This is a genomic window from Anaerobiospirillum sp. NML120449, assembly GCF_023051105.1.
Classification (GTDB): Bacteria; Pseudomonadota; Gammaproteobacteria; order Enterobacterales; family Succinivibrionaceae; genus Anaerobiospirillum.
Genome location: NZ_JALKIL010000004.1, coordinates 145,978 through 169,046 on the forward strand (window position 1 = coordinate 145,978; position 23,069 = coordinate 169,046).

The following is a 23,069-nucleotide window of genomic DNA, read 5'->3' on the forward strand; positions in this document are numbered from 1 at the left end:
GCGCGCTGTGCATAAGCGCTGCGTTCGTCAGCCCTGCCGGGCTGCCCGCACAGCTGGCATTGCTGCTGCGCTGTGCGAGGCTGAGCACCGCTTTAATCCGGGCGGTGCCTGACAAAAGACCCGCGCTCTTATCTGACAGGGCCGACAGCTTGCGGAATTTTCCTTATTTTGAGGTTTCAAGCAAATGCTAAAGTTAGGTCTCGTCGGATGGCGTGGTATGGTCGGTTCTGTTTTAATGGACAGAATGCAGACCGAGGGTGATTTCAACTTATTTGAAAACTTCTTTTTCACTACCTCTCAGGCTGGTAAACCAGCCCCTGCCTGCGTAAACCTCAAATCTGACGTACTGCTTGATGCTTACAGCGTCGACGCCTTAAAGGAAATGGATGTCATCCTGACCTGTCAGGGCGGTGACTACACAAACAAAATGTACCCTGCCTTAAAGCAGGCCGGTTTCAAGGGTTACTGGATCGATGCTGCATCTGCCCTGCGCATGCAGGATGATGCCATCATCATTCTTGATCCTGTTAACCAGGACGTTATCGACCGTGCCTTAAATGGCGGCATTAAGACCTTTGTCGGCGGTAACTGCACCGTAAGCCTCATGCTTATGGCCATGGCCGGTCTGTTCAAGGCCGATCTCATCGAGTGGGTATCCTCATCGACCTATCAGGCTGCCTCTGGCGCCGGTGCCCGCAACATGCGTGAGCTGCTCATCCAGATGGGCCAGCTGCACGACAGCGTGAAGGCCGAGCTTGCTGACCCTCACTCAAACATTCTGGACATCGAAAAGAAGGTCCGTCAGACCATGAATGCCGCTGACTTTGAGACCGAGTGTTTTGGCGCTCCTCTGGCCGGCTCAGTACTGCCATGGATCGACAAGCAGCTTGAAAATGGTCAGAGCAAGGAAGAGTGGAAGGGCATGGCCGAAACCAAAAAGATTCTGGGCCTGGGTACAGGCACCATTCCTGTTGACGGCAACTGCGTACGTATCAGCTCCATGCGCTGCCACAGTCAGTCCCTTACCATCAAGCTTAAGAAGGACGTCAGCGTAAGCGAGATTGAATCTCTGATTGCTGCCCACAATCAGTGGGTCAAGGTAGTTCCAAACGAAAAGGAAATTACACTCAGGGAGTTAACCCCGGCCTTTGTTTCCGGCACTCTGACCGTACCTATCGGCCGTATCCGTAAGATGATGATGGGCCCTGAGTATCTGTCAGCCTTCACTGTAGGCGATCAGCTCCTGTGGGGCGCTGCCGAGCCACTGCGCAGAATGCTGCGTCTTATTCAGGCATAAACTCAGCCCGTCATATTGAACAGCTATGGCCCTGGCACGATTTCAAGCCAGGGCATCAGGCCCAGTATGGCCCTGCGCATCCTATATAATCACATGCAGGCAATTATCTGCTTTGAGCAGGTAATTGCCTGCATTGTTTTTTCCGGCCAGGCATGAACTCAGAGCAGCCTCTGAAATGAGCGCCAGGCGTGGGCATATATGCAGACTGTCATGAACTCAGAGCAGCCTCTGAAATGAGCGCCAGGCGTGGGCATATATGCAGACTGTCATGAACTCAGAGCAGTCTCTGAAATGAGCGCCAGGCGTGGGCATATATGCAGACCGTCATGAACTCAGAGCAGCCTCTGAAATGAGCGCCATGCAGCTGGTACATAAGCATGCATCAGTATGCTCCTGGGATGCCTGGGCATCGGCTGTTAATCAGCGATGTTGGAGCTTTTCGGGCACATGAGTATTGTTTATGGCGGCCACAATGATGTGAGCTGCAGGGCTGGACATATTGGTAACAGGATAATTGTCGTACATGCATTGTGACTGTAAAACTTACTGAAGCAGGGTGTGACAGATATCATTTTGCCTGGTCTGTAAGGCCTGCAAAGCAAAGTCTCTTTCAGGTTTTATCAATGTATAAGCCCTGTGCCGTACCTGTTTTCCAGGCCTCATGATATTTTTGCATTGAACCTGATATGATATGAGCTGTCCCGGCACAAAATTAAATAATGCTTACAAACATGATGCCTCTGACAGCAGAAAGTAAAAGCGTTAACTGACGTATAAAACGCGATAAATATGATGTCGCGTAATGCTGCCCGGTCAGCAGTTGCAATCAGGGGTAATTTGTTTGCAGAAAGGATGAAATTAAATTTTCTGTGTCACTGACCAGACAGTTAAAAGTGTTCTGTCATCCTTTTCCTGCCTGTATCCTGCTGCACATACAGGCAGTTGACATGAGGTCCTGTGCCCCTGGTAAGTTACCATCCGGAAAACCTCAATAGCTGGCCTTTATCACAATGGCTCAGCCGCATGCGTTTCACGGCGCGCTTTATCTACATAACTTTTGCAGAGGCTGCCTTTGATATGCTCAGCCGCATCCATAATGCATCTGTAAAGGCGGTGTTTTGCGCCGGAGGTGTTTTACACCGGCATCGTTCTGTGCCGACAACGCCTGGTTTTGCTTTTAGTGCAGACATCGTTCTGTAAAGCCATAGTCTGTTGTGGGCAGACGCTTTATAAAAGATAAAAGGCGCAGACACAAGTCAAACAGTATAAGATCCTGACCGCTTTGAGCCCCAGGCATGGGGGACACAGCCTGGGACTGTGAGGCGGTATTCAGGTTACGGCCTGCTGATTACAGGGCAGAGCCGCAAATGTAGTTGAAAATAATGAGTTAATAGACGGCAGGACTGTCAGGTCTGTCGTTCCTTGCTGACATGTAAGTCATGTGAGACTGCATGCATATAAGGCAAACCTGCTTACGCCCATTTAATGATGGCCGCACTGTTGAGATAAGAGCTTTCATATCAAAGTTGCCGGCAATGCGGGCGGTAAAGCACAAGGAGATTGTTAATGGTTAGCGTTGACGGTCAGTTTCTGACCAGGGCCTGGAGCCGCGCAGGTTTCCTGGTAGCCCTGCTTTTTGCTGCTGTTATCAGCGCCTGTGGCGGTGATCATATCAATCAGGTAAAGGATGGATATTTCCCTGATGATAATCGTCGCAGCGTGGGTGAGGTACTGAGCATGTGCTCATATACCCGTGACGGCAAGTGGTCAAATGTTCCTGCAGGTGCAGATGGAACCCCAAGAGTAAAATATGAAGTTGCCTTGAGAAACAGGCAGCTCGTTAACTGGGTTATGCCCGAGCTTAACAGCAGGGAAAAGAAGAAAATCGCCAATGCCCTGGACAGCCGTGGCTTCCGTCTCATGATGAAAATGTCATTCGTTGTTTTCCGCAATGGCTCCTTCGATCTTGAGAAGATTGTTATCACCAGCAATGACCGTGAGGTTACCTCCCCTGAGATTACAGAGCAAATCAGACTGCAGATAGCAGCCCGCAAGGGGCTTGCTGACATTCCTGTTGATCCCTCCCTGAGAACTGATTTTAACTGGGCCCTGTACACATCCATGGCAACTAATTCAGAGCTTGCAGGCAAGACCAGGACCGGTCTTCTGGGCATGGGGTACAGCCTTTACGATTTCTCTTTGTTCAGTGTCGATACAGTGCGACGCTCTTTCCATCCGCTGATGCTCAACAAGGTCAGGTCGGTTGATATAAACGAAGAGTTTAAGACCATGTCAATTAAGGCCACTTCAGTTATCACCGATATCAATGACTATCGTCTCAATGAGGTAGGTGAGAGCTATTTTGAAAATGGCTATGGCATTTTTGAGGGTACTGGCATGATGAAGTCCGATGACATCCTGCAGATGATTGCCCCTTACACCTACCGATCTCTTGCCAGTGTAAGTCTTGAGGCAGCCTGCGATTTCAACGCCCTTGACCTCGGTGAGGCCTGTACCTTTAAAGATGTTGATGTTTCCCGCATAGCTCTTGGTTCTGCAGGCAGTGACCGCATCTACCTGTCTTTTGACAATGAGATGAATCCAGTGGTTAATCTCGATCCTGTGAGCGTCAACTCTGATGAACTGACTGAGTTTCTTGCCCAGCAGCAGTCGGTAATCAACTACACCACCATGGCCTATCCACTGGCCTATGCAGCCCAGTCCATTACTGCCATGACCCGTGAGATGAACGATTTTACTTTCTTCAGGACTCTGGTTGCTATCCGTGACCGTGTCATGAATGAGGCCGGGGCTGAAATACCGGTGCCGCTCAGGCGTGCTACCAGTATCTGATGCTCCGTTAATAATGGCCGTAACCGGCCAGTAAATCAGAGAAAAAAGCGACCTCATGGTCGCTTTTTTTATGGAAATCAAAGTGTGGCAACAAACTTGCACAAGGATAAATATCAGGCGGTGTATGCCATGATCTCGACACCGCCGGCCGCAGATGCTGCAACATACTGTGGCCAGCCGTAATGATTAATCTGTCCATGAAATAACGCTGCTGCAACAGCGCTATGGACAGCACTCCATTGCCATGCATTACGGTTTTGACCATACCTCTATGGTCTTACTCTCCTGAGCAGCGGCAGCTGAAACTGCCGCTGAGTCCTGATTTCTCCCTCTTCACAGATATTAAGACAGTGTTGTCCGCACCGGATAAGACCCCCTTGTTTATGGGATTTTGAGCTGTCAGAGGAAAAATCGACGAATTTTTTTTGCAAGGTACCTCAAGAAAATGGTCCATGTGACCGTTATACAGGTATGGACGCGCATGCCATGCACAGCATGGTTGCCCTGGACTTAGGAATTTTTGAGGGCCGCGTCATTTTAAGTCCGGCATTGCGCTGCCGGGTTGCAGTCAACTGTCAGGCAGGACCTCATTATGATTTCAAAAGACATACGCGACGTTTACCTGGTAGACGAACTGCAGCTGGGTCAGCGTTTAAATGAATCCCTCCATGAGGGAGACCAGACCGATTTCAATCTCATGCTGGCCATGCTTTCACCTGATGTCTGCGATGCATCATGGACCCGTGGTCCAGATATTGGTCAGGCCCCTGAGGACCTGCGTACCAAATTCTGTCTGCTGCCGGAAATCCGCAAGTACGCCGAGAGCGATGACTTTTCCCGTGGTCAGGACTTTGCTGACATGATTCACGACCATGAGGATACTCAGGTCGGTCAGTCACAGGTATTCTTAGCCGAGTGCCTGCGTCAGGAACCGCTGGTACCTTTCAAGCGTGACCTTGCCCCTGAAGTATATGCCGAACTGGCACCATTAAAGAAAGAGAAGGTTCGCCGTCAGTTTGCCGGTGAAATTATTCAGTATGAAACCTACCAGGGCAGTGGTCAGAACATGGATGTGCTTTCAGAAATCAAGCATGCCCAGACCCAGATTCAAACCAGAATGAAAATTGACGCCACCGCATAATTTTCAGCGTCATTTTCCCCCAAAAAAATGCACATGTTCTGCAAAGAACATGTGCTTTTTTTCGGCCCGAACAAAGCCTGACCATCAGGCTCCCCAGGCCGTCGGCCTGCGATCATCACGGCCGCAAGGACTGGCTGTGCTGCACAGCATGCGGCGCACCATGAAGCGCCAGGCATGCAGGGCAGGGCTGGTCAGCGGGTGCGCACTGAGTGCAGCTCTCTGTTGTCCATGGAGGCCTTGTCTCCCTTTTTGAGAATGACCATGACGGCACCGGTGCCGCCTTTCCATTCAGGCGCGGAGTGATAGGCCAGAACCTCAGGCATCTGACGCAGCCAGTGCGCTACATAGCTTTTAAGTGTGGTCTGACGTTTGGCGTGTTGACGTTCGCTCTTGCCATGGATAATCAGGATGCAGCGAAAGCCTTCATTGCGGGCCATGAGCACATAACGGCGGGTATATTCATAGGCCTCCTCAACTGTCTTGCCATGCAGGTCAATAAAGTCAGCTTCGCGGTATTCGCCGTTTTTGAGCTTCTTGAGCAGAAAAGGCTGTGCGCCTGGTGAGCGGTAGGAGAGCACTTCGTTAGGAGCGACTACTGGTACGTAGGTAGAGGAAAAGTAATCTATGCTTTCTTCTTTGGTATCACGTGAAGCTGCTTCTTTCTTGATGCGGGAAGTTTCCTTGTCAATGGTGGCTGCAGGCAGTTCGACCTTATCCTGTTCCATCTTCCTGACCTTGCCCAGCTGCCCGACCAGATCAATATTGTCAGTGGTCTTTACAGCCTCCTCCATAAGCAGATCTTCAAAAGAAAAATCATTGTTAGCAGATGACATGGTGCGGTTAACTCCTGGTGGCAGGTTCTGTTTCTGTCATGGCTGCCTTTTGCTTATCCCTGTTTTCAGACAGATTCATACTTCCTGAAGGGCATATTAAGGCGGAGCAACGGGACATGAAAATATCAGAGAAAAACAGCCGAAACTACAGCCGAAACTACAGCCGGATCAGCTGTCAGCTGATGTATAAAAACAAAAATAAATCATATTGCTGCGGGCTCAGATCATGGCCTGAACACGGATTCAGGTCAATGATCTTTGCATACAGGGCGGCTCAGCGCAAACAGGGCGCAGATCATGGCTTAAACACGTATGCAGGTCAATGATCTTTGCATGAGGTGCGGACTGGCGCAAACAGGGCGAATCTTACGGTTCATGGCTGCTCTTTGAATGCAGGGAGGGTATTAACATCCCTGCGGTGAAGCTCATGCTCAGCCGGCGCTGAATGGGCCTGTCCGGTCTGCGGTGGCTTTAGAAGTTAAGGCCAATGAGAATGCTGGCTACCAGCAGCAGGAGGCCGCACATTCTGATTTTGCGCATGGCGTGGAGCATGGACTGCTCATCGGGATCGTGCTCGCCGCCGAGCTTTGGCAGGCGCATTACAACGCCCTGATAGTAACGTGGACCGCTCAGGGAAATATTGAGAGATGCACCCACAGCACCGAGTACCATGCCTGTTACCGGAGCCGGAAAGGTCTTCATGCCCTCAGCTGCACCGGCCAGATGGCGAACCGGATTTCTGGAAAAGAACAGGAAAGCCATCAGTACTACTGCAGGGATGAAGATCATAATCTGATGCATGCGATATACAGTGCTGCCAAAGGCATGATTGCCACGCAGCTTGTAGTTAAAGGCATGGCTCATAATATTAATGGTCTGCATCAGAACAGCAGCCTCAATACCGCCTATGAAATACCAGACAATTACGGCAAACCATCCGGTGAAGATGCGCATGATGGCAGCCTCGCAGGCGGCCTTGGAAATGCCCATTGGAGAGAGCATGCCGGTCTCTCGTAACACCATGGTGGAAAGCAGGTCGCGTGACTTTTCCTTAAAACCCTCGTGCAGGGCGCGGTAGACATCAATGGTGCGGTCCTGAGGGAATTTGAGCTCCAGAACCAGAATCATTACTACCAGAGAAATAATGCTGTCAAAGCCTGAGAAAGCGTCGAGGGTAAATACCAGGAACAGCAGGGTGAGCAAAATTATAACCGGCAGCATGAAGCCTGCAAATGAGCGCTGGGTTTCGCTGCGACCAGGACGGTTTACCTTGCGTGACAGGCCGGTAAACACAGGCAGCAGACCGTAAAGGCGTATGCTGCGTGGCAGCGGGATAATCATTTCGATGATTATGGCCAGCGCCAGAATCAAAGAGGGCTCACTGAAGAGAATGCCTACATTCACATCACCTGCCATCAGCGGCTGGTCAAAGCCAAAGCCGGTGCTGCCATGAGCGGTGCGTGCCGGAACGGCCTCAGATGGGGCAGGCTCACGTGGTGCAGCATCATCCCACGGATAGACATCTTTTGGGTGAGCGGGCTCGCTGTGATAGGAAGGAGCAGACTGTGCCGGAGCTGCAGGCTGTGCAGGAGCTGCAGGCTGTGCAGGAGCGCCATGCTTTTGTTCAAAGCGCTTAAACTCCTGATCGAATATGGAAGGCTGATCATTGGCCATTACAGTAACAGCCGTGCCTGTGCTGCTGGCAGCACCGTCTGCAGAGCTGTCAGAAGCAAAGGGATTTAAGCTGATTACCAGATCGCCGGCATATGCAAAAATGCCCTGAGCTGCATGAGCAGCATCGGCGGCACTCAGAGGGGTTGAGGGACTTATATTCAGACTCATAGAAAAGTGACCGGAAAAGTTAACCCAGGGCCATAATGCATATGGCATTTAAAGCCTGATTTTATGGCATCAGGCTGAAGTTCTGAGGATGCAGTTTAAGAGCCTGCAGCCAGGTGCAGCGGCCGCAGAGGCAGCTGAGCGGTTACGCTGATCTGTGCCAGCAGCACAGCAGGGGCCTGGACATGAGATATTTGCTGGTACAGCATTGGGGTAGCTGGTACAGCAGTGCAGATGGGGCTCTGCAGCGATGCAGTGGAGGTATCAGCAATGTCGTAGCTGGTACATTAGCACCTGAGCATATGTCCATGGCCCGGGCAGGCCTCATTTACAGGGCCTCAATAAGGGAGAGCAGCAGGCGGGCGCTGTTGTCGGCGGCCAGCTGAACAAACTCCTCAAAGACCTCCGGGCTTTCACCCTGAGCGGTATCAGAAACAGAGCGTATTACCAGGAAAGGAACCTTGTAGTCAGTACATACCTGACCTACAGCAGCGCCTTCCATTTCGGTTACCTGAGCCTCAGGAAAGTCATTTTTCATGTCAAGGCACTTCTGCTTCTGGCTGATGAACTGATCACCAGTGAGTACTACACCGGTAAAGACATCAGGGGCAAAATTGCTCTCCTTCTTGAGACGTGCTGCTACGGCCTCAGCCTTGGCAATCAGGGCATGATCAGCATTGAAGTACTGCTCGTAAGAAGGCAGCTGACCGACCTTGTAGCCAAAGATCTTAAGATCAACATCGTGATAGGCAAGACCGGTGGACAGAACGATGTCACCAATCTTAAGACCCTCTCCAATACCACCGGCACAGCCGCTGTTGATGACGGCATCAGCTTTGAAGTGGTCACACAGGGCAGCTGCAGCGGTGGCTGCACAGACCTTGCCTATACCTGATTTGACCAGAATGATTTCATGATCATGGTACTTGCCGCAGATATAATCGCGGCCGCCTACAGATACAGTCTCCTTCTGGCTGATTGCATCTGCAATCAGTGAAACTTCAGAGTCCATTGCTCCAATAATGCCAACGCGCATAAAGCACTCCCTAAATGATGGTTAAGACAGCTCCGGCAGGCACGAGGCCCTCGGGCAGTGATAATGCGGCTGCTTATCGCAGCCGTCTGAACATAAAGTATATAACATGCTGCCCTGTCACACAGCCGCTCTGACTTTCATAGTCACAGGCTGCCCATCCCGGTACTCTGACCTTCATAGTCACATGCTGTCCATACCGGTACTCTGACCTGACAATCCTAAGTTGCGGCCGATTCCGTGGCCAGCTCCTGCGGCTTTACCGCCGGGCAGCCCTGCTTGAAGCAGGCTGAGGGGCAGTGCGGCTATTAAGGCCGGTACTCTGCAGCATGGCTTATGTCAGGATGACTTTCGGAATCAACTGGTATACCAGCTGGGCAGGGACGTCGTATTTTTGTCAGGCTAAGGGAGCGGGCGCTGCCAGAGCTGCTGGCTGGCAAGCGATCCTGGGGGCGTGCGGTCATTGCGTGCTGCTGTCTTAATGCGCGCAGTGACGGGTATGGGCAGGTCTTTTGCCCGGGTGGTGGGCAGGTGTGTCAGGTGACGGGCTGGGCCGGGCCTGCCCGGCCCAGGGCTGGGCAGAGGCTGCGTGCAGCCTGGTTAATACAGCGTATGACCGTGCGCTGAATCCTGGCTGGCGGGTTATGGGCTTTCGGGATCCCAGCAGCGCGTGCCCTGGGGTGAAAATGCCCGTTTTGACTTAATGTGTGTTCACAGGTTCATCTTTGGGGATTAAAGGACTGTCAAGCGCTTATTAAAGGCATTTTAAAGGGAGGGCTCGACAGGGAGCTGGCATGGTGCTGTGCATGTGCGCAATGCACGCACATTGCACATTTTGGCAATAACAGGCATGAAAAATGACGTTTTGATGCGCATCGTACTATACTTAAGGTACTTAATTAACTGACATAACTGATGTGCGTTTGCGGGCCTGTGACAGTTTGAACCGGCAAAATGGTACTTTCAGTGTGTTATAGCTCACACATTTAATTTACCGATCCCCATATCACTGGGATTATCGGGCCTGTGTCTTAAATTGACAGTATTATTTGAGTGCTCTCACAAAAGAAACTTTAGGAGATAGCTTATTTGGTAAGTCTGGTGCACAATCGATACTGTAGTTTTTGAACATCGTCTGCTTAAAGTTAGATAAGCGACTAATAAAACTCATGAAATTCACAGCAATATGTCCGTGTCATGATTACTGTTCTCGGCTGCTCTGAGAGTCCCATACCGGCACAGCCGGCAGTCAAACACATTAACTTCAGCCTCAGACAGAATTTACAGCCCATGTATGGCGTTTTGCTCAAACATAAGTGATTTCATGAAAGGTCCGTGCAAGCGGACCCTATTTCAGACAAGGTGAACAGATTTTTTTGACGGATCCCAGAGTAACAGCTCCTGGATCCAGCCAAAACGGCCGCCCTAACCTCTGTCAAAATGTAAGGCCTCTGTGTTCAGCTAGGCATAATGAGTTTCTTCTTACAGTCTGACAGTGTCATGCGCCTGTGCAGACCAATGTCAGGGGATAGATAAAAAGACCGGAAAAGTTCACGGTGAAATTTCAGGCTGAGGGCCTTAACCGCTCAGGCGGCAGACTCCGCCCTGAGCATCAGGCAACAAAAGGTGTTAAGGACGTGCGCAGTAAAGATGCGCTGTATGTACCTGTCACAGGCAGGGAATAAGGATTACATCCTCACACCAGACCGACCCTGAAAAGAAGCTGAACCTGAAACTTTTCCAGGCAGTGCGATGTTGGTTTATTTTTCTAGCTTACAGATTAATAATTGAGGTCGAGTGATGGAAAACTCACGTGATGTGGCTAAACAGACTTTAGCTTTAGTTCTGGCTGGTGGTCGTGGCAGCAGATTACATATGCTTACTGACAGCCGTGCCAAGCCAGCTGTATTCTTTGGTGGTAAGTTCAGAATTATCGACTTTGCTCTGTCCAACTGTGTCAACTCCGGTATTACCCGTATTGGTGTAGTCACTCAGTATAAGTCCCACTCCTTGTTACGTCACATCCAGTCCGGCTGGTCTTTCCTGCGCGGCCAGTTCAATGAGTTCGTAGATCTTCTTCCTGCCCAGCAGCGTGTTGACGAAGAGCACTGGTACCAGGGTACTGCTGATGCTGTCTACCAGAACATTGACATCATCCGCAATCACATGCCTAAGTACATTGTGATTCTGTCAGCTGACCATATCTACAAGATGGACTACACCTCCATGGTTATGGACCACATCAAGAGTGGCTGCCCTGTAACCGTGGCCTGTATTGCCATTCCACGTTCTGAGGCTTCAGCCTACGGCATCATGCAGGTAGACAACAACAATATGATCACTGACTTCCTCGAGAAGCCAGCTGATCCTCCTGGCATGCCAAACGATCCTGACAGGTCTCTGGCCTCCATGGGTATTTACGTCTTCAACGCCGAGTTCCTCTACAACGTACTCAATGAAGATGCCCGCACTGAAGGCTCACGTCGTGACTTCGGCTTTGACATCATTCCTAAGCTGGTTAAGGAGCACAAGGCTCACGCCCACGACTTCTCCATGTCATGCATCCGCAATCAGGGTAACCTGGAGATCTGCTACTGGCGTGACGTAGGTACTATCGATGCATACTGGGAAGCTAACATGGATGTCGCATCCGTACAGCCTCAGCTGGACGTTTACGACACCAAGTGGCCTATCTGGACCCACCAGGATCAGCTGCCACCAGCAAAGTATGTACAGGACATCAGCGGTGCTTCTTCAGTAGTGATGAACTCCGTATGTTCTGCCGGCTGTATCATCTCCGGCTCTTCTCTGTGCCACAGCGTACTGTTCTCCAACTCCCGCGTGCATTCCAACTGCTGCCTCAACGAAGCTGTAATTCTGCCATCATGTGTTATTCACCGTGGCTGCCGCCTGACCAAGGTTGTGCTTGACCGTGGCTGTGAGCTGCCTCGTAACCTTATCATCGGTGAGAACGAGACCACTGATGCCCGTCGCTTCTTCCGTACTGCAGGTGGCGTAGTGCTGGTAACCCGCGAGATGCTTGAGAAGCTGCGTGTTGACGAGCCTCACCTGTTCGATGGCTTTGAAGAGTACAGCGCCAACAGTTCCCCAATTTACTAAAGAGCAGCACCATGCAGCCTGTTCTCCCCTGACAGCTGTCCCTGGCACCAGGTGCCCGGGACAGGCACTGACCTCAAGGGGAGCTGACAGCTGCAATGCCGCATTTATACAGCACCTTGTATGTCATCTGGTCAGCGCCTTTGGCGCTGGCAGCTGCCGTCAAGGTGCTGTATTTAATATGGGGGTATGATCCCTGCACGCTCCTGCGCCGTCAGGTCAGCATGGCCAGGCGCCAGCAACGGGTCTGGTGGACCGGTCCTGGTGTACCGGTCCTGGTGTACCGGTCCTGGTGTACCGTGCCTGGTGGACCGTGTTTGGTGGCCTGCAGCGGTGTGAGCGCAGTGTCTGCTGCGCTTACCTTACCAAGTACATTGTGCTGCCTTGGACGGTAAAGTAAGGGCGTGAGGGCTTATTTGAATAATCTAATGCGGGCTGGCCCGCACTTTGGCTGCTAACAGCTTGCAAATTAAGGCAAATTTGCCTAAGCTTGCATCCTTTATCGCGGTCAGAACGGCCTGATTTCAGGCCTGTATATGGTTTTGTCTAATTTTTCAGACAGTACAATTGCCATACTGCAACTGCTGCGGTAGCGCTGAACTGTGCCTGCATGGCATTGATCAGGCAGCAGAATTACTGTACAAAGCACAGGGAAATTTTCAGCCATGTCCTTGCAAGGTGCCTGCCTGGCACGTGTCAGGTCAGCTGATGTGCGCCTGAAGGTCCGGGTGAACGTAAAGTATCATTTTCAGACCTGCACGCAGGTCTGTATGCTTCAAACAACGGGGCTGACGACTCACCCCATGATTAACCTGAGCTGTCATATTTAACGCCTGCTTATTAATAAGGCCGTACCGGTAACAGCAGGGCCGGGCCGGACTGCAGCAGGAATGGTGTTTCCTACAGGAGTAGTTACTGATGAGTGAGCAGATCCTCGATCAGAACGCAGTGGTTGAATCAAGCGAGGATGCAGTTTTTGATGACATCCGTCCTTGCCGGGATGATGAAGCTCAACAGGAGCTGGCTGTCATTGCCAACGATGAATCTCTGGTAAACGGTATTGTCAGACTGCGTTATCCAAAGCTGAGCAGGTTTATTGGCCCTCTGCTGAAGATTCCGGTACGTTCATACATCAAAAATGCCGTCAGGAAGATCAACTCCATTGAGGACTTCCAGATGCAGGTAGCAGCAGCTGTTACCCGCATGATAGACAACACCACTGATGGCGTAACTTTCAGGGGCTTTGAAAAGCTCAACCCTGATCGCGGCTATCTTTTTATCTCCAATCATCGCGACATCTCACTCGATCCTTGCTTCATCGACTTTGCCTACCACAGCTATTACAATCAGACTGTGCGTATTGCCATTGGCGATAATCTGCTCAAGATGCCGGCTGCCACTGCCCTGATGCGTCTTAACAAGAGCTTTATCGTCAAGCGCTCCGTTACCCTGCCACGTGAGCGTCTCAAGGAAGTAAACCACCTGTCTCACTATATTGGTCTGTCCTTAAAGGAAGGCCACTCCATCTGGATTGCCCAGCGTGAAGGTCGTGCCAAGGACGGTAATGACTGCACCGAAGAGGCAGTACTCAAGATGCTGCACATGTACGGCCGCAAACAGGGAAAGAGCTTTGGTGAGTACATGTCCAGTCTCAACATTGTCCCTGTCTCCATTACCTATGAGTACGATCCTGGTGATGTGGCCAAGGCCAATGAGCTCGAAGAGCGTGCCCGTAACGATGGCAAGTATCAGAAGAGCGAGTTTGAGGACATCAGGAGCATTATCAAGGGCATCAACGATTACAAGGGCCGCGTATGCATAGTGGCCGGTGATCCTGTCAGCGGCGGTTTTGAGACCCCGTCCCAGCTGGCTGCCCTTATCGACAGGTTTATCTACCTCAACTACGAGTTCTATCCAAGCGTAATGCTCGCCGCTCACGGCCTTGGTCTGTGCGGTGATGATGAGATTGCCTCCATCAGCGCTGAAGACAGGAACAAGTTCAATAACCGTCTGCAGGGCTACCCTGAGCACCTGCACAAGCGCATTATGCAGATGTACGCCTATCCTTACATCAACAGGAAGCGTGCAGCTGACGGTGAGCTCGATTTCACTCTGGATAACGTTAAGGAAAGCGTCTGCGAGCCGTCCGCCAGTGAGCCGGCTGCCAGTGAGCCGGCAGCCAGCGAGTCGGTTGACAGCGCCGCTACCGAGTAAGCAGCTCCGGCTGCAGCAGCGGCAGCGTATAGCGCTGCCAGGGCCACTGCCGAAACGGGATTGCATGCGGCCACTGACTCAGTTTAAGCCTGTGCTTTAGCTGGCAGTGCGCATGGATGTGCACCTGGCAGAGCTGCTCAGTAACAACAGAACATCAAGGCAAGATGCCGTACAAAAGACAAAGGGCAGTTCTTAAGAACTGCCCTTTGTCTTTTGTAATGCACCATTACTGTCACTTAACAGTAATTCCGTGATGTATGCTTAATTTGCGCTGTTTTATTCTGGATAAAAAATTCAGATCTGAATTGAGATAAATAAAGGCCTGAGCGGAATTTCCTAGATGTGTATAAGGCACGTAATCAGGCAAAATCAATGGCGTGATAACGTTTTCCAGGCTAAAATACTTTACTATACTTATTAAATAAGGCATTTTCCTCAGTTAGTAACTGAACTCGTGCAGATGTGGCGCCATTTCTTTGTTTTGGTCCTTAAAAAAGGTAATTATGGCTTACTGCAAGCCATTTCGTGGCTGATAACAGTACCTTCCATCTCACACTGCCTCACACCCTGTCTGTGATACGGGGTAATCTGACAGGTCCTCAGACGTCATGCTCTATGTGCCTCTGCCGTTCAGGCAGCAGGGAGCTTACGCACATCTGTGGACTGGCCACCGTCTGTTGGCCTTTGGAGTATTAGCGCAGGTCAGATGCGCTTGATTTATTCAGGATGAACATATATGTCCACCAGGTTCGAGCAGCTGCTCTCCCAGAACATCAAAACTTTGACAGAGTCAGGAGCAGAGCTGTATCGCAAATACGGATTCAGTCCGCTGTATAACGCTGACGGATCCCGTTCCTATCTGCGTGCCAGCATGCTGGCAATGTTTGCCCTGTCGCTGATAGCTCACGTGGGCCTCAAGGACAGTGCAAAAAATGATCCAGGTAGTCAGGGTGGCGCAGTAATAATTGCTGACAGCAAAAACCAGACAACAGGCACTTTTGAAGCCTTTGATCGTGTTCCTAATGGCAGCTCTGCAGCAGGTTCTCTGCACAATGGCGGTAACAATATTGCAGGTCAGCTCGACCTTGCTGCCAGTGGCGCCGGTAACGGTGCTGCTCAGGGTTCCGGTGGTCAGGCATCAGGTCAGGATGAGTCCTGGTCTCTGTTTGGTTTTTCAGGCAGTGAGCCTGAGGTAGACAAGGCCACCATGGCCGTACGTCGCCAGGCTCTGTCAGAGCTTTCTGACGGTGCTGCTTTCCTTTCTTCCTGTGGCGATATCAATGCCGGATTCAAGGACTGCCGTTTTACTTTCTCCAATAAGGTAAGACCTTATTACAACGCCAAAATCGTGGCCGGTCCTGACAACTTTACTATTACCCTCACCGCAAGAGGCAAGCAGCTCAAGGATCCATGCGCCAAATTCGTCGTCAGCTCCCGTGGCGAGTATATGGCCTTTGACAGCAAGGGTGTAATTGCTGAAAAGTGCTTCATGGACACTGTTATTGCCGAGCGTATTGCTACTCTAAACTCCGAGGTCAAGGCCGTTACCAGCAACGATAACGCTGCTGCCGATCAGTCAAGCCTGGCCGCCCAGTAAGTACATTATGCACTTATGTGCAAGGCGCACAGTGCGGCGCGGCGCAGCCGGGCAGCCATGTTGCAGGACAGCATGCTTCTCAGGGCTGACACTTGATACAATTTTTGATTCAAAATCGCAAATTAGCCCGCCTATGTGCGGGCTTTTTTTATCTGTACAGCGCGTAAATACGCCATTTTGACTGTAAGGTGCGGGAGTGTGCTCACGGTATGAATGACCATAACAGGCCACTTAGCTGATAAGGCTGTTGCAACTGGCTAACCGAAGTTGCCCGCTGGTGTATAATCTCACTGTCAGCTTTAACTGGCTTTTTTTGATTTAGGTGAGCAAGGCATATACGATGAAGATCGCTAAAAATACCGTTGTTACTGTTTCTTATGTAGTTACTGATGAGACCGACCAGGTTGTCGGCCGTACCGATCCCAAGCAGCCAGTGGTTGCCCTGATTGGCCAGGAATACCTGGTTCCAGGCATGGACAAGGGTCTGGTAGGTCATGAGAAAGGTGATGAGTTCACTTTAAAGCTCAAGCCTGAGGAGGCTTTTGGTGAGTTCATGGACGGCCTTGTTCAGAGCATCGACCGCTCCATGTTCGGCGATTTCCCAATTCAGGTTGGTAATGCCTTTGAGGCCGACACCTCTGCCGGTCCTCGTCTGGTAGTTATCAAGGAAATCAACGATGACAAGGTTGTTGTTGACGGTAACCACCCATTAGCCGGCAAGACCTTAAACTTCATGATCGTTGTTGAGGACGTACGTGAGGCTACCGATGAGGAAATCGCTCACGGCCACGCTCATGAGAACGGTGTATGCCCATCTGAGGCTCACGGCGGCTGCTGTGGCGGCGGTGGCGGTTGCTGCGGCGGCGGTCATGGCCACGGTCACGGCGGTGGCTGCGGCTGCCACGATCCTTACGAAGAGGAGCACGAGTGCTGTGGCGGCGGCCATGGTCACGGCCACGGCGGTTGCGGCTGCCACGACAGCGCTGAGGAGAAGGAAGAGCACGGCGGCTGCTGTGGCGGCGGTCACGGCCATGGCCACGGTGGCTGCGGCTGTCACGGCTAAAGCTCAATCTCTTTTTCCTTAAAAAGTGCTAAACTATCGACCTGTTTTTTAACCAGGGCGATGTTTATCAGCAATGCAGGGCCCTCCTGGCAGTTAACATGCCGGAGGGCTCTGTAGTTTTCACCCTGTGCAGCCGCTTATGGCAAATGGGCCAGGCCAGGGGCCGTCCAGCCCCGGGGCGCAAGTGCCCTGGGCCTGTCCTGGGCCTTGCCCATGGCACTGGCTGCTCTGCCCTGCATTGCTGATGCCCGCATAATGACGCTTCTCTTAGGTGAGAAGAACTTGTTTAACCAGTTTTTAAATGGAGGTGGGTGCTGCCTGTGAGCTGCAGATCAGGTATGGCGCCAGTAATTATGAAGTTCATTCTCCGACTCTTTCCTGAAATCTCCATCAAAAGCCGTCCGGTACGTAACCGTCTTATCAAGGTTCTGACTCAGAACCTCTTTAATGTTGCCGGTCATCATGGCTTTACAATCAAGGTTCTTCCTCAGTGGGACAAGCTCATAGTTAATGTGGGTGAGGATGATTCTGACAAGACCCGTGCCATGGCCGTACGTGAGCTGTCACGTATTCCTGGCATTCACTCTTTCCTTGAGGTCAAGGAGTTCCGCTTTGAGAACTTTGATGACATCTTTGCTGTAGCCGGTCCTATTTACGGTCCTGAAATCGAGGGCAAAACCTTTGCCGTGCGCGTCCGTCGTCGTGGCAGCCACTCTTTTACCTCTCAGCAGGCCGAGCGCATGATTGGCGGCATGTTCCGTCAGAAGTATCCCAACAACGGTGTGTCCCTTGATAATCCTGATGTCAAAATCACCATTGAGATTGATCAGGATCTGGCCTATGTGGTCACAAGCCGTCACCAGGGTCTGGGCGGATATCCTGTAGGTACTCAGGGCGTGGCTCTGAGTCTGCTTTCAGGCGGCTTTGACAGTGGTGTCTCCACCTACAAGGCCATTCACCGTGGTATGAAGGTCCACTACGTATTCTTCAACATGGGTGGTACTGCCCATGAGCTGGGGGTAAAGCGTGAGGCCTACTTTATCTGGGATCGCTTTGCTGCCTCTCACAAGGTGCGCTTTATCACCGTACCTTTTGAAAAAATTGTAGGTCAGATTCTTGAGCGCACTCACCATGGTGTACGCGGAGTTATCCTCAAGCGCATGATGGTGCGTGTGGCCTCTGCCGTAGCTGCCCGTCTCAAGGCTGAGGCCCTGGTGACAGGTGAAAGTGTCGGTCAGGTGTCCTCACAGACAGTGACCAACTTAAGCCACATTGATGCTGTCTCTGACACCATGATCCTGCGTCCTCTGGTTATGGAGGACAAGCAGGATATTGTCGACAAGGCCTGGGAAATCGGCACTGCCGGCTTTGCCGAGAGCATGCCTGAGTACTGTGGTGTTATTTCCGATCACCCTAATGTCTGTCCGGAGCGCTCTTTCGTCGAAGAGGAAGAGGCAAAGATGGAAAGCGGCCTGATTGAGGATGCTCTTGAGCGTTCCTCCATGCTTGAAATCAAGGAAATCCCTGAAAACACCAGCCGCCTTGAGGTCGAGGTTGAAACTGTCAGCACTCTTGCTTTCAGCGATGTGGTAATTGACGTGCGCTCACCTGATGATGCCGATCGCAATCCTTTAAAGGATCTCGCCAATCCGGTAATCACCATTCCTTTTTACAAAGTGGCCTCAGAGTTTGAAAAGCTCGATGACATCAAGACCTATGCCCTGTACTGCGATCAGGGCGTGATGAGCCTGATGCAGGCACGTGAGCTCAAGGAAAAGGGCTATCACAACGTCAAGGTATGGCGCCCTGAGCACAGTTGATGACGGCCACTGGCCATGCCAGCGTCAGCATCTGAGTCTGCGCAGCAGCGCTTGCTGGCGGCAGCGCTGTCGTCCTCCTGGCCGATGAGCAGACCCAGGCCCAGACCAGGGGCAAACAAATACCCAGAGCAGGAGCAGACCAATGTCCAGGGGCTGAGACAGTATGACTGTGACGCCTGTCTGTATGTCCAACAGTGACGCCTGTAGTGAAAAATAAGGCCGGGATCCCGTATACTCACAGGGAGCCCGGCCTTATTGTATGGGCCGGGCCCAATTTCTGTGGTCAGACTGTCAGTGCGGACACCCACAAAACAGTACGTAGCATGATCTGCATACAGCATATGAGGCCTGTGCTGCTGTTGTATTCAGCCCCCGACAGTCAGTTGAACTTCTTTGCCGGGCTTTCTGTGCTTTGCTGGACGGGCAAGAGGGCATGCCCGGCACTGTTGGGCAGCAGCGTATGCTGCTTTTTTGCCGGCAGCCCCCAAGGTAAGTACATACAGGCTGCGTCAGTGCCTTCAGATAAACGCAGCAGGTTATCAACTCAGTCAATAAATTCATGACTCAGGATTTGTGCCGCACGGCCAGTGGTCAATGCGGCTGTGTACCATGTGGCCAGAGAGCGCTGTGCATGTGTGTGCAGCAGCCTCGGGCACCAGCCCGGCCGGGGAGCTGCCACCTGTTGCAGCACATCAGCTGCATATGGTGGTGATGCCGTGATGGGGCGGGCGGAGATTGTTTTGTTTTTGGTCAACGGGTAATGAGTAACGGGGAGAAACAATGCATAACATCGTTCTTAACAACAACGTTAAAATGCCGGCCCTGGGCTTTGGTGTTTTTCAGCTTCACGATGAGAATGAATGTGAGCAGGTTGTGCTCAATGCTCTTTCTGTTGGCTACCGTCTGATTGATACTGCCCAGGCCTACAACAATGAAGAGTCGGTAGGAAAAGCTGTAAAGGCCTCTGAAGTGCCCCGTGATGAGATCTTTCTGACCTCCAAAATCTGGGTCTCCAACAGCGGAGAGCAAAAGGCCATGCTCTCTCTTGAGGACAGCCTGCGCCGCCTTGGCACCGACTACATCGACCTTATGCTCATTCACCAGCCTTTTGGCGATTATTACGGCACCTGGAGAGCTCTTGAAAAGGCGCTCAAGCAGGGTAAATGCCGCGCCATAGGCGTCTCTAACTTCTATGCTGACCGCCTTGTTGATCTTTGCAACTTTGTGGACGTCAAACCGCAGATCAATCAGATGGAAACTCATGTCTTTCAGCAGCAGACCGCCCTGCGTCCCTATCTGGACCGCTTTAAGGTACAGCTTGAATCATGGGGCCCATTTGCCGAGGGCATGAACAACTTCTTTGCCAATCCTGTGCTTTCCAAAATAGGAGCACGTCATGACAAAAGTGTGGCTCAGGTGGCTTTGCGTTTTTTAATTCAGAGCGGCATTATTGCCATTCCCAAGTCCAGTCACCTCAACCGCATGGAAGAAAACATCAATATCTTTGATTTTGAGCTTACCCGATCAGAAATGGGGCTGATTCAGTCGCTTGATACCCGCAACAGTGTCTTTTGCAATCATCAGGATCCGGAATTTGTCCAGGCTCTGGCCGATTTTGTACCTGGAAGTAAGCAAAGCTGAAAAAAATCCGGATTTTAAGTTCTGCACCGGCCTCAGTCGATATAGAATAATAAGTTTCTTACGTTCGCCATTTCTGCCTTATGCAATCTGCAGGAGCATATCTGTGGCTAATGCGTCTGTATTAACTCTGCCCCGGGGCTGATTCCCTGCCCTGTGCCGGACTGATGCCGTGACTGGCTGGGCGGGGCGGAAGCCGTGCCTTATGCCGAGACTGGTTGGGCGGGGCGAATGGTGTGCCTTATGCCGTGACTGGCTGAGCGGGGCGGACCGTGAGACAGCCGTTTTTATTTTTGTTCATTTCAATGTTTGTAACAACAGCATATGACTGCAAGTCCTCATATGCTGTACTGTCATCAGCTGTCTGGTAATTACAGCATCATGCCACTGCCGGTCTGTGGTCAGAGCAATTAACAGGATATAGAGTTTATGCTGAACAACTCAGTGCTTTTCATCGCTCTGCGCTATATCAGAGGATCGAAGAAGCAGCGCTTTGCCACCTTTGTTGCTGCCCTTGCTACTCTGGGCATAGCCATTGGTGTATGTGCACTGGTAGTGGTCAGCTCCATCATGCAGGGCCTGCAGGAACGTCTCAAGGAAAGCATACTTGGTGACTGTCCTCATGTGGTGGTCAGAGCCAACAGCAGTGACATTCCCTATCTGCTCAATATCAGGGGCGTTAATGCTCTGGTCCCTTTTATTGAAGGCGAGGCCATGCTCCAGCACGGCAGCAACATTTCCATGGTAACCCTTCAGGGTGAGCGTACAGACTCTCTGTACATCAGCCACGGCTATGCAGGTGAAATAGGTCTGAGCTCGCGCCGCGCCGCCTCTTCCCACGATGATATTGATCATCTTCAGTACCGTATCAAAATGCCTGAAACCGACAGGGCAGGCTATCACTACGGATCCCAGTATGAATTTGTCCCTGGCCGCTATCAGCTGGCCGTCAACTACAGCACCGTACTGGAGCTCAATCTGGATCTTGTGGATAACAGCAAGGTCCGTCTTATCAGCACCCGCAATGCCCGCTATACCCCTTTTGGTCTGACTCCGGTACAGCGCAATTTCTCTGTGGTTGATATTATCAACTCTCTGGACAAGTCCCAGTCTCCTATTGTTATTGGTCATTATGACGATGTCAGAAAGTTCTTCCGCGTTAAAGGCGAGGAGAATTACTACCGTCTGTTCCTGCGTGATCCTTTCATGGTTGAGGCCGTGACCTCCCAGCTGGACGGCAAGTATCAGTACACAGACTGGCGCAGCCGCTATGGCGACTTCTTCAAGGCCGTAGGTCTTGAACGAATTTCCATGTCCATCATGCTCTGTCTTATTGTGCTGGTTGCAGCCTTTAACATTCTGTCTTCCCTGACCATGGTGGTCAGCTCCCGTGTCAGTGAGATTGCCATTCTCAAAACTCTGGGCATGAGCAATGGCCGCCTGCTGGCCGTATTCCTGCTGGTCGGCATGTCTGCAAGTATTGTGGGCTCCATTGCCGGTCTGGCGCTGGGCATACCTCTGGCTCTTAATGCCCAGGATATGCTCAATGTCATTGGTATCAGCATTATGTCCGAGCGTCTGCCGGTTTACATTGATGCGGGCAATATCTCCATTATCGTAGCCCTGTGCCTGGGCGTCTCCTTGCTGTGCACCATATATCCGGCCATGTACGCAAGCCGCTCTGACCCGGCCCGCGCCCTGACTTCATCCTAGGGCCAGGCAGCCGCCAGAGGTTCAATGAGGGCAGCGCAGCGCGCTGTGCGCGGTGCCAGCCGGCGCGGCCTGCCATGGCAGTGCCGGCCCTGTCGCCAGGCATGCCGTGCTGGCGGCACGGGGAACTGACCCTCAGGTCATGATTTGGTGTTCTGAGTTTTTTTCAGGAAATAGTGATGCATAAAATTTTACTCAAGGGTCGTGGTATCGAGCATGCCTACAGTGAAGGTGCCATCAGAACTCCTGTGTTAAAGGGTGTTGACCTCGATATTGAAGCCTCAAAAATGACTGCCATAGTGGGCAAGTCAGGTTCAGGCAAGAGCACCCTGCTTCATATTCTGGGCACTCTGGACTCACCTGATAAGGGCGAAATCGTCTTTTACGATACTGATATCATCAGTCTTTCAGCCCGCGACAAGGCTGTTTTCCGCAACCGTCATCTGGGCTTTGTCTACCAGTTCCATCATCTGCTGGGCGACTTTACAGCACGTGAAAACATCATGATGCCGCTGCTTATTGACGGCATTGCCCGCCAGCTGGCCGCCAGCAGAGCCGATTATCTGCTTGAGCGCGTAGGTCTTGCTGACAAGGGTGGCAAGCTGCCAGCAGAGATGTCAGGTGGTGAGCGCCAGCGTGTGGCCATTGCCCGTGCTCTTGCCTACTCCCCTGAGCTGATTCTGGCTGACGAGCCTACAGGAAATCTTGATGAGACCAATGCCGCCATGGTTTTTGATCTCTTCCGTGAGCTGGTGCGTGATGAGTCAGCAGCCGTGGTCATGGTTACTCATGACACCTCACTGGCTGCCCGTTGCGACAATGTTTTTGAAATGACCAGTGGCATTATCGAACGCGGTACCTTCAGAGCTGAAGAGAGCATCATGCTCGACAGTCATAAGCTTGATCTGCATACC

14 protein-coding genes and 1 pseudogene are annotated in these 23,069 nt (G+C 51.6%); 11 read left to right on the plus strand and 4 right to left on the minus strand.

All coding sequences use genetic code 11. The features are described from left to right. Window positions 1–184: 184 nt before the first annotated feature. Together asd and MXE41_RS02465 are read left to right on the plus strand one after the other, a co-directional pair. Window positions 185–1,297, plus strand: coding sequence for an aspartate-semialdehyde dehydrogenase (gene asd, locus MXE41_RS02460; protein ID WP_247099231.1), 1,113 nt, complete (start codon window positions 185–187; stop codon window positions 1,295–1,297). 1,566 nt (window positions 1,298–2,863) lie between these two features. After that, window positions 2,864–4,150 (plus strand): hypothetical protein, encoded by a 1,287-nt coding sequence (locus MXE41_RS02465; protein WP_247099232.1) that lies wholly within the window; start codon window positions 2,864–2,866, stop codon window positions 4,148–4,150. Between the two features lie 7 nt (window positions 4,151–4,157). Here MXE41_RS02465 and MXE41_RS02470 read toward each other — a convergent pair whose 3' ends face one another. Continuing rightward, window positions 4,158–4,415, minus strand: a complete 258-nt coding sequence (locus MXE41_RS02470; RefSeq protein WP_247099233.1) for a hypothetical protein — start codon at window positions 4,413–4,415, stop codon at window positions 4,158–4,160. A 327-nt stretch (window positions 4,416–4,742) separates the two neighbouring features. Between MXE41_RS02470 and MXE41_RS02475 the strand changes: the two genes are divergently transcribed. Continuing rightward, window positions 4,743–5,291: a VC2046/SO_2500 family protein gene (locus MXE41_RS02475; protein ID WP_247099234.1), complete on the plus strand. Its 549-nt coding sequence runs from the start codon at window positions 4,743–4,745 to the stop codon at window positions 5,289–5,291. A gap of 191 nt (window positions 5,292–5,482) precedes the next feature. Here the strand turns inward: MXE41_RS02475 and MXE41_RS02480 are convergent, their stop codons facing one another. From MXE41_RS02480 to MXE41_RS02490, 3 genes are all read right to left on the minus strand, one after another. Next, entirely contained in the window at window positions 5,483–6,124 is a 642-nt protein-coding gene (locus MXE41_RS02480) for a Smr/MutS family protein (protein ID WP_247099235.1), read from the minus strand. 471 nt (window positions 6,125–6,595) lie between these two features. Then, on the minus strand, window positions 6,596–7,966 hold the full coding sequence (locus tag MXE41_RS02485; RefSeq protein WP_247099236.1) for a cobalamin biosynthesis protein: 1,371 nt from the start codon (window positions 7,964–7,966) through the stop codon (window positions 6,596–6,598). Window positions 7,967–8,291: 325 nt separating this feature from the next. Next, on the minus strand, window positions 8,292–8,999 hold the full coding sequence (locus tag MXE41_RS02490) for a 5'-methylthioadenosine/adenosylhomocysteine nucleosidase (protein WP_246978707.1): 708 nt from the start codon (window positions 8,997–8,999) through the stop codon (window positions 8,292–8,294). A 1,797-nt stretch (window positions 9,000–10,796) separates the two neighbouring features. On the opposite strand from MXE41_RS02490, the gene glgC reads away from it, so the two are divergent. The 8 genes and pseudogenes from glgC to MXE41_RS02530 form a co-directional block, all read left to right on the plus strand. Then, a complete protein-coding gene (gene glgC, locus MXE41_RS02495; protein WP_246978708.1) occupies window positions 10,797–12,116 on the plus strand; it encodes a glucose-1-phosphate adenylyltransferase in 1,320 nt (439 codons plus the stop codon). 915 nt (window positions 12,117–13,031) lie between these two features. After that, window positions 13,032–14,327: a 1-acyl-sn-glycerol-3-phosphate acyltransferase gene (locus MXE41_RS02500; protein ID WP_247099237.1), complete on the plus strand. Its 1,296-nt coding sequence runs from the start codon at window positions 13,032–13,034 to the stop codon at window positions 14,325–14,327. A 736-nt stretch (window positions 14,328–15,063) separates the two neighbouring features. Beyond that, on the plus strand, window positions 15,064–15,924 hold the full coding sequence (locus tag MXE41_RS02505; protein ID WP_246978710.1) for a hypothetical protein: 861 nt from the start codon (window positions 15,064–15,066) through the stop codon (window positions 15,922–15,924). A gap of 340 nt (window positions 15,925–16,264) precedes the next feature. Continuing rightward, window positions 16,265–16,987 carry a peptidylprolyl isomerase gene (locus tag MXE41_RS13035; protein ID WP_281503444.1) on the plus strand — a complete coding sequence of 241 codons (723 nt, stop codon included), beginning with the start codon at window positions 16,265–16,267 and terminating at the stop codon, window positions 16,985–16,987. A 353-nt stretch (window positions 16,988–17,340) separates the two neighbouring features. Next, the gene (thiI, locus tag MXE41_RS02515; RefSeq protein ID WP_247074066.1) at window positions 17,341–18,807 is read left to right on the plus strand and encodes a tRNA uracil 4-sulfurtransferase ThiI; all 1,467 of its coding nucleotides are present in this window, start codon (window positions 17,341–17,343) and stop codon (window positions 18,805–18,807) included. 780 nt (window positions 18,808–19,587) lie between these two features. Next, window positions 19,588–20,448 carry an aldo/keto reductase gene (locus MXE41_RS02520; protein WP_246978712.1) on the plus strand — a complete coding sequence of 287 codons (861 nt, stop codon included), beginning with the start codon at window positions 19,588–19,590 and terminating at the stop codon, window positions 20,446–20,448. A 426-nt stretch (window positions 20,449–20,874) separates the two neighbouring features. Continuing rightward, window positions 20,875–22,158, plus strand: coding sequence for an FtsX-like permease family protein (locus MXE41_RS02525; RefSeq protein ID WP_246978713.1), 1,284 nt, complete (start codon window positions 20,875–20,877; stop codon window positions 22,156–22,158). 176 nt (window positions 22,159–22,334) lie between these two features. Continuing rightward, a pseudogene (locus MXE41_RS02530) lies at window positions 22,335–22,967 on the plus strand (ABC transporter ATP-binding protein); the annotation flags it as partial. Window positions 22,968–23,069 lie beyond the last annotated feature (102 nt).

Excerpts from the sequence above, each read along its gene's own strand:
- glgC (WP_246978708.1), top strand. The coding sequence starts at position 10,797 with ATGGAAAACTCACGTGATGTGGCTAAACAGACTTTAGCTTTAGTTCTG.
- MXE41_RS02525 (WP_246978713.1), top strand. The coding sequence starts at position 20,875 with ATGCTGAACAACTCAGTGCTTTTCATCGCTCTGCGCTATATCAGAGGA.
- MXE41_RS02470 (WP_247099233.1), bottom strand. The coding sequence starts at position 4,415 with ATGGTCAAAACCGTAATGCATGGCAATGGAGTGCTGTCCATAGCGCTG.
- MXE41_RS13035 (WP_281503444.1), top strand. The coding sequence starts at position 16,265 with ATGAAGATCGCTAAAAATACCGTTGTTACTGTTTCTTATGTAGTTACT.
- MXE41_RS02485 (WP_247099236.1), bottom strand. The coding sequence starts at position 7,966 with ATGAGTCTGAATATAAGTCCCTCAACCCCTCTGAGTGCCGCCGATGCT.
- asd (WP_247099231.1), top strand. The coding sequence starts at position 185 with ATGCTAAAGTTAGGTCTCGTCGGATGGCGTGGTATGGTCGGTTCTGTT.
- thiI (WP_247074066.1), top strand. The coding sequence starts at position 17,341 with ATGAAGTTCATTCTCCGACTCTTTCCTGAAATCTCCATCAAAAGCCGT.
- MXE41_RS02520 (WP_246978712.1), top strand. The coding sequence starts at position 19,588 with ATGCATAACATCGTTCTTAACAACAACGTTAAAATGCCGGCCCTGGGC.
- MXE41_RS02505 (WP_246978710.1), top strand. The coding sequence starts at position 15,064 with ATGTCCACCAGGTTCGAGCAGCTGCTCTCCCAGAACATCAAAACTTTG.
- MXE41_RS02465 (WP_247099232.1), top strand. The coding sequence starts at position 2,864 with ATGGTTAGCGTTGACGGTCAGTTTCTGACCAGGGCCTGGAGCCGCGCA.
- MXE41_RS02490 (WP_246978707.1), bottom strand. The coding sequence starts at position 8,999 with ATGCGCGTTGGCATTATTGGAGCAATGGACTCTGAAGTTTCACTGATT.
- MXE41_RS02475 (WP_247099234.1), top strand. The coding sequence starts at position 4,743 with ATGATTTCAAAAGACATACGCGACGTTTACCTGGTAGACGAACTGCAG.
- MXE41_RS02500 (WP_247099237.1), top strand. The coding sequence starts at position 13,032 with ATGAGTGAGCAGATCCTCGATCAGAACGCAGTGGTTGAATCAAGCGAG.
- MXE41_RS02480 (WP_247099235.1), bottom strand. The coding sequence starts at position 6,124 with ATGTCATCTGCTAACAATGATTTTTCTTTTGAAGATCTGCTTATGGAG.